Here is an 11,859-nt window from a genome sequence, read left to right on the forward strand (position 1 = left end):
CAGCTGGCGTGGATTGCATGCACCCGCCGCATTGATCGCGTGCCGGACTGGAAAAGTGGTGCCCGAGAGGTCGCTGTGATGGCGGATTAACCCCGTCAGCGTCGCGGGGAACGACACAGAGTATGTCGGTGCGCGCCCGATTTCACGCGGGCCGCTGGCAGATCCGCCGCACATCTGCTGTCGCCAAGGCGGCACTCAAGGTCTACACGCAACGAACAAATGGGCCTAAGTACGTTTTTCCCACTGAGCCGACGTAGCCGCGCACCAATCCTAGGGTCAACCCTAGGCTAGAAAGACAGACATTAGGTCGATAATCCGCCGCATTCCTTCAACCAGAGCAACGCAAAGGAGAGCTCCATGGCAAACCGCGTCGAAACCGTGGTCTACGACATCGTGAAAGCGGTGCGTGAGGTCCTGTCCCGTCACGACGTCACTTTCGAGGAATACCGCGCAGGCGTGGGCTTCTTGATGCAGTACGCGAAGGCGCCAGAGTACGAGATCCCTCTGGTTTGTGATCTGTGGTTCAACGCCACCATCACTGACAATGAAATGAAGCACCGCAAGGGCTCCACTACGAACGTCGAGGGACCGTACTTCCTGGAGAACGTACCGGTCATCAACGACGAAATTAAGACTCTCGACGATGGCAGCGAGCCTTTGGTACTCGAAGGGCGGGTGACGGACCTGGCGGGCAAGCCTATTAAGGGCGCGGAAATGTTCGTGTGGCACTCGGACAATCACGGACATTACAGCGGTTTCGATCCTGAACTTCCCCAAGACTCCTACCGGGGTAAGAAGATCATTGGTGCAGACGGTGAGTACCGGATTCGCACCCGTGTTCCTGCGCCGTATCCGATTCCGCATCACGGGCCGAGCGGCAAGCTGCTCGAGATGATGGGGCGGCATCCTTGGAGGCCGGCTCACGTGCACTTCAAGATTCGTGCTCCCGGTTTTCTGGAGCACACCACGCAATCGTACTTCACGGGCGGAAAGTGGGTCGATAGCGACTGCGTAGAAGGTGTTCGTCCGGCGCTGATTCACAACCTTGAAGATGCCAACGGCGCCAAGGTTCTGCGCAAGGACTTCAAGCTCGATCCGGCGTAGTCGGTCGGCATCACCAGTGGTCCAAAGTGGTGATGGGCGCGAAACGGTAAGCGGGCGTTTAGTGTGAGGCTTGATGAAATATGACTGGTCCTACTTCTATCCGCAGACGTAAATTGCTGCTGGGCACTGGCGCCGGTTTGGTGAGCGTCGGCACTTTTGCGCAGCAGAATGCTTACCCAACGAAGCCAGTCCGTATCGTTGTGCCCTTTGCTGCAGGTACGGCGAGCGACTCACTCACTCGTTTAATCGCAGAGGGACTTGCCGAGCGTCTGAAGCAGCCTGTTCTCGTGGAGAACAGGCCGGGAGCAGGCGGAACGGTGGGCACTGAGCTGGCCTCTCGTAGCCCACACGATGGCTACACATTGCTGATGGCGGCTACGCCGAACGTGGCAATCAATCCAACGCTGTATGCGAGTTCTTCACTCGAGCCGGACAAGGCGTTTCGCGCGGTCGGCATGGTGGCGTCCGCTGCGAACGTCATCGTGGCTGGAAATCACATGCCCTTCAGCGATTTTCCCGGCATGCTTTCCTACGCGAGAGCAAATCCCCGGAAACTTACCTTCGCAACGTATGCGGTCGGGAGTACTGGGCATCTGGCTGGCGCCATGCTGAACGCGCGCGCAGGCGTTGATCTTCTTCATGTTGCAGCGGGCGACCCGCTCTCCCTAGCTGTCGGCGAACACGTCCAGCTGGCGTTCGTGACGCCCACCGCAACGTTGCCGTTGGTTCGCAGCGGCAAGCTCAAGGCTCTCGCTGTTACTTCCGCTAAGAGGCTCGGCATTGCACCGGACATTCCGACAGTTAGCGAGTCCGGTCTAAGGCACTTCAGTGCCGTAGCCTGGTATGGCTACGTGGTTCCACGGCGCACGCCGGACGAGATTGTTCGCGTACTGGAGGCTCACCTGCAAAGCACGATCCGCTCAGCAAAATTCGAGACCTTCGCGCGCACCAGTGGTAACGAGATCACTTGGCTCGGTTCAGACGAGTTCTCCTCTTATATGGAGAGCGAGCGCATCAAGTGGGGCGAGGCTGTCCGCAGGTCAGGTGCGAGGGCGGAATAGCCCGGCTCCTGCTCGCCTTGGGTCCGTAAAGAGAGCGTCGCGATGAAGGCAAGAACCTATGAAACCATCACCCTCAACTGAAGACGGCCTCGCATGGGCCCCGGATCCTAATGCAACGATGGGCTCTCTGACGGGAACTCTCAGCTCTCTGCTGCGAATCCCCTTCGAGGCTCAGGCATCACGGGTCTATAAGGCGCTCGCGACGTCGGGATACCCAGAAATACGGGAAGCTCATGGCGCTGTATTTAGGCACTTGCCGTTGGTGGGCGCCTCTGTGTCGGATTTGGCCAGACGCGCTGGGATGGCAAAACAGAGTATGGGTTATTTGGTCGACTCATTGGTGTCCCTCGGATACTTGGAGATTCGCAAGGATCCGTCCGACCGGAGAGTGAACATCGTACAGATGTCTCCCAAAGGTATCGAAATGATGCGCATCGCAACAGACATTGGTAAACGCATCGAGAACGAATGGGCTGAGCGGATGGGCGTGGTGGAGATGGGCTCGCTTCGAGCGCTGCTCAAGCTTTTGGCAAGTTCCATCCCAGATCTTGCCAATGCCGATGCCGATCCCGAAACGCGGCCGCCGGCCGATGTCTCATCGAATTAACACTGGAGAAAATATGTACGTCGCAATCTTCTTTCAGGATCTCCCAGGTACCGCCTCTAAGAGGCAAGCTGTCGTATCCGAGCACCGCAAGTATATGGAAGTGAATGCTGCAAAGGTGCTTGCTGCAGGGGCCACATTCACCGATGACGGGAAATCTGTTAAAGGAGGCAGTTACGTGGTGAAAGTGGCTGATATGGCTGAAGCCCGGAAGTTCGTAGATGACGACCCGTTCACCAAAGCAGGTTTGCGAGCTGTGGTGTTCATTCAGCCTTGGATTCGAGCGGTGTTCGACGGGAAGTTCAATATTCCCACCGATGACAGTCCGCTCTACGCCGACTCAGTTGCTTGAGCCCCTGCGATGCCTGACTTCACATATCAGGGCCTAGCCAGCCGGGTAGTCTTCGGCCGTGGGACGATATCCGCATTGAAGCGGGAGGTCGAGGCCCTTGGCTGCCGGCGAGTTCTGGTTGTCTCCACCTCACAGCAGACTGCGGATGCCGACCGCGTGAAGGCTCGCCTTGGTGATTTGCACGCGGCGACCTTTTCGGGCGCTGCCATGCACACACCCACTGATGTTACGGCCCGTGTTCTGGAGCTTGTGCAAGAGCAAGCTATAGACGGGGTGGTGGCCATTGGTGGTGGGTCGTCCATCGGTCTATCTAAGGCAATTGCACTGCACACCGATCTACCTCAGCTCGTGGTGCCGACGACTTACGCCGGCTCGGAGATGACACCAATACTGGGGCAAACCGAAAACGGAGTAAAGACGACGCAGCGGACACTTAGAGTGCTGCCGGAAACCGTTGTCTACGACGTTGAGCTGACGCTCACTCTTCCGCCCTTAATGTCTGTTGCGAGCGGCTTAAATGCTTTAGCCCACGCCGCTGAGGCGCTTTATGCGCAGGATTGCAATCCGATTGTATCGTTGATGGCGTCAGAGGGAATTACTGCCCTATACGACAGTCTTCCGCGCATCAAGTCAGATCCAGCCGATCTGGACGCTCGTGCGAGCGCGCTGTATGGATCATGGCTGTGCGGGATTTGTCTGGCGTCCACCTCCATGGGACTGCACCACAAGCTTTGTCATACGTTAGGGGGAACTTTAAATCTTCCTCATGCCGAGACACACGCGGTGGTACTCCCGCATGCTCTCGCTTACAACACGCCTGCCGTGACAGACGCACTCAAGATTATGGAGCGTGCACTTGGAGGCGGCGACGTGCCGGCCAAGCTGTACGACATGACCAAGAGCAGCGGCGCCACAGTCGCTTTGAAGGACCTCGGCATGGCTGAATCGGACATTCCTGTTGTTGTTCAGGCCGTAATGAGCAAGCCATATGCGAACCCAGTGCCGCTCAGTGCTGGCGCCATCGAAAAGCTGCTCAGGAACGCATGGGGCGGTGTGCGTCCGGATCAATCAAATTCTCCGCATGCATAACATGTCCAGCCAACAAACCTTAGGTGCACAAACCGGTGGAGCGCCGACCGACACCATCGAGTCGATTGAAACTCAAATCGTCGATCTGCCACTGAAGAAAGTTCACAACCACTCCAGTGGAACGCACGGGACACAGTCGCTCGTAATGGTTACTCTGAGAACCAGTAGTGGTGCCGTCGGCTATGGCGAGGGCGGAACCCCCGCCGGCACTGCTTTCTGGGGTGGTGAATGCAGCGAGACCATCAAGGAGATCATAGATAGATACCTAGCGCCGGCCGTGCGGGGCGTCAATGTCTTTTCTCACGAGTTAATTCTCAAAGCGATGGACCGTGCGTCAGCCAGAAACAACTTTGCCAAAGCGGCGGTCGATGTCGCCGTGCATGACGCTGTGAGCAAGTTGTACGGTGTACCGGTCAGCGCGCTTTACGGTGGACGGGCACGATCTTCGATTCCTGTACTGTGGGCTTTAGCGTCCGGTGATCTCTCATACGACGTTGCAGACGCGGAGCGGCAACTCGAGGCGAAAAAGCATCGAACCTTCAAGCTTAAGATCGGAATGGGGGATCCTTTGGAGGAGACGGCCCGCGCGATTCAAACGGCCGAAGCTGTATGGAAGATCGACGCCGCCGCCGTGTTCACGGTAGACCTCAATCAAGCTTGGGACGAACCGACTTGCATGCGCCTGCTGCCCAGATTGCAGAGGGCGGGTTTTGGGTTGATCGAGCAACCACTTCCGCGGTGGAACCATGAAGGTATGGCGCGGGTCGCAGCGCGCCTGGATATTCCCATTGCTGCCGATGAAGGTCTTTGGGACAGCCATGATGCATACGCCTCCTTCAAGGCCTGTTCGACTGACGTGTATGGCGTAAAAATCGCCAAGGGTGGTGGCATCCGTCGAGCGTACAAGGCCGCGGGTGTGGCTGAGGCTGCCGGGATTCCGATTTACGGTGGCATGGCGCTAGAGAGTTCCATCGGGACAGCCGCGGGCCTTCAGCTATTCAGCGCGCTGCCGGAGCTCGCGTGGGGATGCGAGCTGATTGGTCCGCTGCTGTTAGCCGATGACCTTACGACTGCACCTACGGTCTATCGGGACTACGAAGTGGTCGTTCCGGACGGAATCGGGCTCGGGGTCCAGCTTGACCATGAGAAAATCAACTTCTACGCACGAAAAAATGGATAGCTTTAACTTCAGAATTCCTTCTGCGCACGGCGATTTTGACGGGTACTTCACGTCGAGGGCAGACTCACCGCAGCCAGGAATCGTTTTGCTGCCCGAAATTTTCGGAGCAAACAATGCGATGCGCTTGGCGGCCGAGCAATTTGCTGACGCTGGCTTCGCCGTGCTCGTTCCGGACGTGTTCAACCAGATCTCCCCTCGCATTGAGCTCGGGTATTCCGATGCGGAGCGTACAAAGGCAATCGGTTTGTGGGAATCGATGGACGAAACCCTTGGTGTCGCTGACTGCTATGCGGCAGTGGACGCTTTGAGAGCGCACCCGAGCTGCAATGGTCGGGTGAGTGTCCTCGGTTTCTGCCTTGGCGGGAAGTTTGCGCTTAACATGGCTGCGAACGGCGGTATCGATGCCTGTATTTCCTTCTACCCAGTTCGCGTCCAAGACTATCAGGAGTCGCTCTTTTCATTGAAGTGTCCCACTCAGGTGCATGTAGGTGACCAAGATGCTCATATCCCGCCGGCGGTTCAGGAAATCCTAGAGAAGGCCTTGAACAAGCCTGGCCAGCAGGAAACACTTGTATATGCAGGTGCCGGTCACGGATTCTTCAATTCGATTCGCTCATTCGGGTATGCACCTGACGCAGCGACGAAATCGTTCGAGTCCACGGTCAGCTTTCTCAAGGCTAACGTAAGCTAAGAATGGTGGACGCGCGCTTAGGTCCGCGGCCAGAGGTAAACTAGCTCTTTGCGCTGAAGTACCACCATGTGGTTCCTTCGACATTGTTCTGACCCGCCTTGCGGGCTTCCCTGAGCCTAGGCAGCAGGCAGCAGGCAGCAGGCAGCAGACGACAGGTAAACGCAGAGGCGAAGTCAGAAGGCAGAGGCACAGGCAGAGGCAGAGGCAGAGGCAGAGGCAGAGGCAGAGGCAGAAGTCGGCGGGATAAGAAATTCGCGGCGGTTCGCTCACATTCTTATCTGCAAGTAGAAGGATAGATCGCAATTTGTGAGGGGGCCACACTGCGACATGATGACGCTCGTAGCTTGGCGACTTTCAGGAACTGTTTTGTACCTTATGCTTCCAACCACATAGAGAGTGCAAACTCGATATTTTTGGTGAGGCAAACGCCCGTATGACGAGGCACTTACCGACAAGCGCCCGCGCTCACCTCAACCCGCAGAATCTTCGAGTACTCCTCGCGATAGAAGAGCACGGCAGTCTATCCCGCGCGGCACGGCAGGTGAATCTAGTGCCCTCAGCGGTTAGCCGCCGCGTCACTGAGCTTGAGCAAAGCCTGGGGACACAGTTACTCAGGCGGTCAGCGCATTCGGCGGAGTTCACCGCAGCGGGTCGAACAGTGCTCTCACGCGCGCGCGCAATCCTCGGAGAGATGGATGCGCTCGCTGTTGACCTTGCGGCGTTATCTGCAGGAACTCGGTAAGTGTCCGAGCATCCCCGTGCTTGACGGGCTCGTCGCTTTCCGCCCTCAGACGTCCAGTACGTGCCTGAGGGCGCCGTAGGGCACGCTCCAGGAGTTGCCGTCGCCGGTGGAGACGGTGGCCGTCTTGGGATTGCAGCGCGTGATCACACCCACATGGACCTGCAGGTGGCGATCCGTGAAGGAGATCTTCTGGCCGCGGTGGAAGTCCGCCCGCGTGGGTCGCGGTGGGCTTGGCTCTGTCGCCGCGGCGGCCGTCTGCGGCCTGTCACCCGGCATGGGCGGCTCGATCGCCGCGTAGGGCAGCCTCCACTGCCCTCGCACCTCGGTGCCCTCCAGGGTCACCTGCGTGTCGCGCATCTCGATGACCCGTCCCAGCCGCATCTTGTCGTGGCGATCGTCGTAGAAGCGCACCACCTGCCCCAGGTGCAGGTCCCGGCGGATAGCCACGATGCGCCGCGGGTCCGTCAGCAGCCTCTCGACCACCGCCGCCAGCTGGTACAGCTGCAGGCTCGTGGCGCGGCCCAGAGACTCGATCAGCGCCACGTCCTGCATCGGCGGTGCCCGCTCGCTCATGCTGCCGGCTTCCAATGCATGGGCAGCAACTCGTGCAGCCGGTCCTGGCGATGGCCGTTGATCCTCTCCAGCACGTCACGCAGGTAGGCGTACGGCTCCACCCCGTTGAGCTTGGCCGTCTCGATCAGGCTGAAGGCCACGGCCGCAGCCTGCCCACCGCGCTCGGAGCCGGCGAACAGCCAGTTCTTCCTGGACAGCACCACCGGCTTCAGCGCTCGCTCGCTCCAGTTGTTGTCCGCCTCCAGGATGCCGTGCTCCACGAAGGTGTTCAGCGCCTGCCAGTTGCTCAGCGCGTAGCCGAAGGCCTGCCCCAGCGGCGACTTGGGCAGCAGCGTGGGCGCATGCCCGGCCAGCCAGCTGTGGAACTGCTGCATCAGCGGCCTGGTCTGCTGCTGGCGCACTTGCAGCCTGCGCTCAGGGTCGGCCTCGCGGATCTCGGCCTCGATCCGATAGACCTCGGCGAAGTACCTCATCGCCTCGTGAGCCAGCCCCGGTGGCGAGCCCTTGGGCGCATCCTGCACGATCTTGGCAAAGCGCCTCCTGGCATGCACCAGGCAGGCCGCATGCGTGATGCCCGACTCGAAGCTGCGCGCATAGCCCGAGTAGTCGTCAGCCTGCAGGAAGCCGCGCCATTGGCCCAGCATGCGACGTGCATGCTCGCCCGAGCGGTCGGTGGTGAAGTCGTACAGCGCGGTCGGTGCCACCCGGCGCCATCGCTGCTGCTCATCGGGCAGCCAGCCACCGGCCAGGTACACCCACAGCCGTGCCGTGATGGTCTTGCCCCGCTGCTGGCCGGGCGGCGCCTTCATCGCCAGCGTGGTGTCGTCCGTGAAGATCACCGGGCTGCCCAGCACATGGCGCTTGAGCAGCGGCATCAGGGGCATCAGCAGCTCGGCCGCCCCCAGAGTCCAGTCGCACAGCGTCTGGCGCGGCACCTGGGCATCGTGGCGGGCCAGGATGCGCTCGATGCGCGCCAGCGGGTTGTGGTCGGCGTACTTGGACACCAGCACGTGCGCCAAGAGGCTGGCGCCGGCGTTGCTGCGCGCCAGCGGCGAGCCCTGCGCCCACGCCGTGCGGATCGTGCTGGCGCCGCCAGCGTCCTCGCAGCGGTACTTGCGCCGCACATGCTGCAGCACCTCCAGCCGCGCCGGCGTGTACTCCAGCGTCTCGCTGATCTCCTCGCCGATGCACACCACCCGCTGGAACTGCGCCTTCTCCTGCTCGCTCAGGTCATGTTCCACCCGCCGGCGCGGCAGCTTCTCGTCGATGGCCGGACGGCCCCCGCGGCGACGCTGGTGGCCCTTGACCTGCTCGAACGCCTCGGGCGGCACCGGGATCTCCACGCGCTCGCACCACAGCTCGGGCTGCAGCATGGCGATGGCCTCACTGCGCTGACCGAACACCTTGCGCTTGAAGTCCGCCAGCTGCGCCGCCAGCGACAGCATCTGGGCATTGGCCTGCTCGCGCAGGGCCTGGAACGCTGCTGCGGCCTGCACCAGCAGGTCCTTGAGTGCCTCCACGTCATCGGGCAGGCTCGCTTGATCGATGGGGGCTGCCAGCAGCTGCATGGACGTGCATCTTCGCGGCCCCAAAGCACAACGGGCAACCGGTGAAATGCCGATTGCCCGTCATCGCGGCCAGCGTTCCAAATGCAGCGACTCACACCACCGCGCTGGCCTCCACCGCCTGCAGGCGCCGCGCGCGACTCAGGTCGATGCCTTCGAGCCAGGCCACCAGCTCGCTCATCGCGATGCCGCCAGCGGCCAGGCGCGCCGGATCCGTGAAGCGCCCTCGCTCCAGCCGCTTGTACAGCACCCAGAAGCCGTGACGGTCCCACACCAGCAGCTTGGCGCGGTCGCGCCGCCGCCCGATGAACACGAACACCTGTCCCGACAGCGGGTTCATCCCCATCCCAGCGGCCACGATCTGCGACAGCGCGTCAATGGACTTGCGCATGTCCACCGCCTCACTGCACACGTAGGCGCGGATCGCCGAGGACAGGATCATGCGAGCCGCTCCAGCACCCGCGAGAGCACCCGCTCGGCGGCCGCCCCGCCCAGGCGCATGGTCATGCCCTGCACGACCACCTCGACCATGCCTGGGTCGGCTGGTGCCGCTTGCTTGGTGATCGCCACGAACGCGGGCGCCGCAGTCTGCGCCGGACGCTTCTTGCCGCCCACGCGAAGCCGATACGTCGTCAGCGCCAGCCCCGTCGCAGCGCAGTACTGCGACACGCTTATGCCCTGCTCGATGCGGCGTCGCTCGTGCTCCTGCCAGAACGCATCGTCATGGCTGACCATCGGCTTGCCCGTGCGCCAGTCGATCCTCACGCCGCCCTTCGATCCCGCGCCTGCAGGCTTCGTCGCTTCATCGCTCATCGCTCTCTCCAAGAAATCAGGAGCGGCGACCTTCCGCGATCAACTCCAGGGGCGCAATGACGGGGATGCTCGGACACTTACGTTTGCGGAGACTGCCGTCGGGGCCAGCAACAACCTCGACCTTCCACGTGACGGCATCGCGCTCCTTGTCGTGCTCTGGTCGTTGATCATCTTGCCAAAGCGGGAACTGCAGGTCACGCGCAGCACACAAGAGGGCATCGACCAGGGAGACATGTTCGGCCAGCACAAGCCGCTGCCAACTGCGCGCAGCGCCGGGCCGGTCGTGAACTACAAGGCCCTCCTGGCCGACTTCGGTGTCCAACTCGGCAAGAAGACCCGCCTCGACACGAACCTGCGCCAGCTGGAGCGGCATGGCTTCATCGAACGGCGGGGCGACGACATCGGTGAAGGCCCTCTCCTGGACTTGTTGCTGGACTACGACGCGCTGGCGCCCCGAATCCTCGACGGGGCGCTCGGAGAAGTCCTGAAGCAGCGTCGGGCGCAGGCCGATGCTCAGGCGGAAGGGCAGGCCGATGCTCGGGCCGAAGTGCAGGCCAGCGGCGATGCGGATGTAGCGAAGGACTGAGCGGTGTTCCATCTCCTTACGGTTGAATTGCTGCACTGGGACTATTGCCGGCGGGTGCAGTTGCCGCTGGATGGCGCCATCATTGCCATCGCCGGGCCGAACGGCAGTGGCAAGACAACGCTGCTCGACGCGCTTCGCACGCTCCTGGGCCTGGACTGCTCGGGAGGCCGGACCTACAAGACCTACGCGCGGCACGCGAACACGCAGCAGATCTGGCTGCGTGCGACCGTGGACAACAAGCCAGTCTCACGCCAGTCTTCCAGTCGCCCGTTCGCGTCGTCGCTATTGATGTCGGATGTGGTGACCCTCGCCTGCCGGGTCGATCGAGCCGGGGGCGATTGGCAGCGTCGGTACCTGTTGGCCGAAGGGGACTGTTCGGTCGAGCAGTTGCTCGCGCGACCCGACAAGGAAGTTCAATGGCTCGGCGTGGAAGCCTGGCGCAGGCGGCTCGCGGCCGCTGGTCTGACTCCCGCAATCGCGCGTGTCCTGTCCTTGGAGCAGGGTCAGACCGACCGGCTGTGCGAACTCACCGCCCGCGAGCTCTTGCGGCTCGTGTTCGACGTCTTCGGCGACCAGGAGGTTCTCGACGAGTACGAAAAAGCGAAGCAGCACCAGTCGGACCTTGCGCGCGAACTCGCGCAAGCGGACCATGACCTGACGACGACCCGGGCGCAACTTGCGACACTGCAGGCGGAGGTCGAAAGCTGGAAGCAGCACCGCCTGAAGCTTGCCGAGCGCGAGCGGCTCGCGACCGAAGTGATTCCGGTGCTCTCCTGGGCGGAAGATCGGGCGGAGTTGACGAAGTCCAGCCGCCAGCTGCATGCATCCCGCCTTGCGGCCAGCGCCGAGCGACACCGCCTGGGCGTGAAGCGCCGCGAGCTCACAACGCTGCATGACACGTTTGTCGCGGCGCAGCGCACACGAGCGACGGCTGCGCAGGCGCGCGAGGACGCACACAAGTTGCTGGAGAGTGCGCGCGATGCGGAGCGGCCGATCGAGCGACTGGTGCAGGAAGAAGCGGAGCTGCGCGAGCTGGCAAAGATCGAGGGAGGAGCGGCCAAGGCAGCGCTCGTGCAAAGGCTTTCCGAATTGCAAGAGGCGATCCGATTGCATGAGAAGAGCTACGACGACGCGCAGCAACGCAGGACCGCGGCGCAAGAGGAGCTTGAATCCTTGCAGGGGATGAAGACGCCGCCACCGCCACGCGATGTTGCCGATTTCCGCAAGGCGCTGCGGGCTGCGGGGGTGAAGCACCAGACGCTCGGGGAAGTCGTCGAGGTCACGGACGAACGCTGGCGCCGTGCCGTGGAAGGCGTCCTGCGTGGCTACAGCTGGATGGTGATGCTCAATGTTGCCTCTGACGAACCTGTGGCCTTTGCCTTGGCCGAGCAGGGCCGCTACCGCCACTATGTGGTCGTCGCGGACAACCAACCGGTGCCGGCGCCAGCGGGCTCGCTGTTGGGGTCTCCTCGTTTTCAGTGCAATAAGTGACGGTACGA

At 61.7% G+C, this 11,859-nt stretch carries 13 protein-coding genes and 2 pseudogenes; 11 read left to right on the forward strand and 4 right to left on the reverse strand.

From position 1 onward, the window contains the following. Window positions 1-357: 357 nt before the first annotated feature. From APY03_RS01535 to APY03_RS45560, 9 genes and pseudogenes are all read left to right on the forward strand, one after another. Window positions 358-1,104 carry a dioxygenase family protein gene (locus APY03_RS01535; protein ID WP_068673263.1) on the forward strand — a complete coding sequence of 249 codons (747 nt, stop codon included), beginning with the start codon at window positions 358-360 and terminating at the stop codon, window positions 1,102-1,104. A 113-nt stretch (window positions 1,105-1,217) separates the two neighbouring features. After that, window positions 1,218-2,165, forward strand: coding sequence for a Bug family tripartite tricarboxylate transporter substrate binding protein (locus APY03_RS01540; RefSeq protein WP_159597437.1), 948 nt, complete (start codon window positions 1,218-1,220; stop codon window positions 2,163-2,165). Between the two features lie 118 nt (window positions 2,166-2,283). Continuing rightward, window positions 2,284-2,544 (forward strand): annotated as a pseudogene (locus APY03_RS45555) (MarR family transcriptional regulator); the annotation flags it as partial. 9 nt (window positions 2,545-2,553) lie between these two features. Beyond that, window positions 2,554-2,772, forward strand: coding sequence for a hypothetical protein (locus tag APY03_RS45475; RefSeq protein WP_232081406.1), 219 nt, complete (start codon window positions 2,554-2,556; stop codon window positions 2,770-2,772). A gap of 13 nt (window positions 2,773-2,785) precedes the next feature. Beyond that, window positions 2,786-3,121 carry a YciI family protein gene (locus tag APY03_RS01550; protein WP_068673269.1) on the forward strand — a complete coding sequence of 112 codons (336 nt, stop codon included), beginning with the start codon at window positions 2,786-2,788 and terminating at the stop codon, window positions 3,119-3,121. Window positions 3,122-3,130: 9 nt separating this feature from the next. Further along, window positions 3,131-4,210: a maleylacetate reductase gene (locus APY03_RS01555; RefSeq protein ID WP_068673271.1), complete on the forward strand. Its 1,080-nt coding sequence runs from the start codon at window positions 3,131-3,133 to the stop codon at window positions 4,208-4,210. Continuing rightward, the gene (locus tag APY03_RS01560; protein ID WP_198161201.1) at window positions 4,203-5,390 is read left to right on the forward strand and encodes a muconate cycloisomerase family protein; all 1,188 of its coding nucleotides are present in this window, start codon (window positions 4,203-4,205) and stop codon (window positions 5,388-5,390) included. The genes APY03_RS01555 and APY03_RS01560 overlap by 8 nt, the downstream gene beginning before the upstream one ends. Next, complete coding sequence (locus APY03_RS01565) at window positions 5,383-6,081, forward strand: dienelactone hydrolase family protein (RefSeq protein WP_068673274.1); 699 nt, start codon at window positions 5,383-5,385, stop codon at window positions 6,079-6,081. The genes APY03_RS01560 and APY03_RS01565 overlap by 8 nt, the downstream gene beginning before the upstream one ends. Before the next feature lie 433 nt (window positions 6,082-6,514). Then, window positions 6,515-6,823: a LysR family transcriptional regulator gene (locus APY03_RS45560; protein WP_083944095.1), complete on the forward strand. Its 309-nt coding sequence runs from the start codon at window positions 6,515-6,517 to the stop codon at window positions 6,821-6,823. 45 nt (window positions 6,824-6,868) lie between these two features. On the opposite strand, the gene APY03_RS01570 is transcribed toward APY03_RS45560, so the two are convergent. The 4 genes from APY03_RS01570 to APY03_RS01585 form a co-directional block, all read right to left on the reverse strand. Further along, on the reverse strand, window positions 6,869-7,396 hold the full coding sequence (locus APY03_RS01570; RefSeq protein ID WP_232062357.1) for a hypothetical protein: 528 nt from the start codon (window positions 7,394-7,396) through the stop codon (window positions 6,869-6,871). Continuing rightward, window positions 7,393-8,964: an IS66 family transposase gene (gene tnpC / locus APY03_RS01575; RefSeq protein ID WP_180988658.1), complete on the reverse strand. Its 1,572-nt coding sequence runs from the start codon at window positions 8,962-8,964 to the stop codon at window positions 7,393-7,395. The genes APY03_RS01570 and tnpC overlap by 4 nt, the downstream gene beginning before the upstream one ends. 91 nt (window positions 8,965-9,055) lie before the next feature. Next, window positions 9,056-9,403, reverse strand: a complete 348-nt coding sequence (gene tnpB / locus APY03_RS01580; RefSeq protein ID WP_068673278.1) for an IS66 family insertion sequence element accessory protein TnpB — start codon at window positions 9,401-9,403, stop codon at window positions 9,056-9,058. Further along, the gene (locus tag APY03_RS01585; RefSeq protein WP_068673280.1) at window positions 9,400-9,774 is read right to left on the reverse strand and encodes a hypothetical protein; all 375 of its coding nucleotides are present in this window, start codon (window positions 9,772-9,774) and stop codon (window positions 9,400-9,402) included. Before APY03_RS01585 ends, tnpB begins: the two co-directional genes overlap by 4 nt. A 67-nt stretch (window positions 9,775-9,841) precedes the next feature. On the opposite strand from APY03_RS01585, the pseudogene APY03_RS43175 reads away from it, so the two are divergent. Next, a pseudogene (locus APY03_RS43175) lies at window positions 9,842-10,360 on the forward strand (hypothetical protein); the annotation flags it as partial. 27 nt (window positions 10,361-10,387) lie between these two features. Then, on the forward strand, window positions 10,388-11,851 hold the full coding sequence (locus APY03_RS01595) for an ATP-binding protein (RefSeq protein ID WP_068673284.1): 1,464 nt from the start codon (window positions 10,388-10,390) through the stop codon (window positions 11,849-11,851). The last annotated feature ends 8 nt before the right edge of the window (window positions 11,852-11,859 follow it).

It is taken from the genome of Variovorax sp. WDL1, assembly GCF_001541225.1.
GTDB lineage: Bacteria > Pseudomonadota > Gammaproteobacteria > Burkholderiales > Burkholderiaceae_C > Variovorax.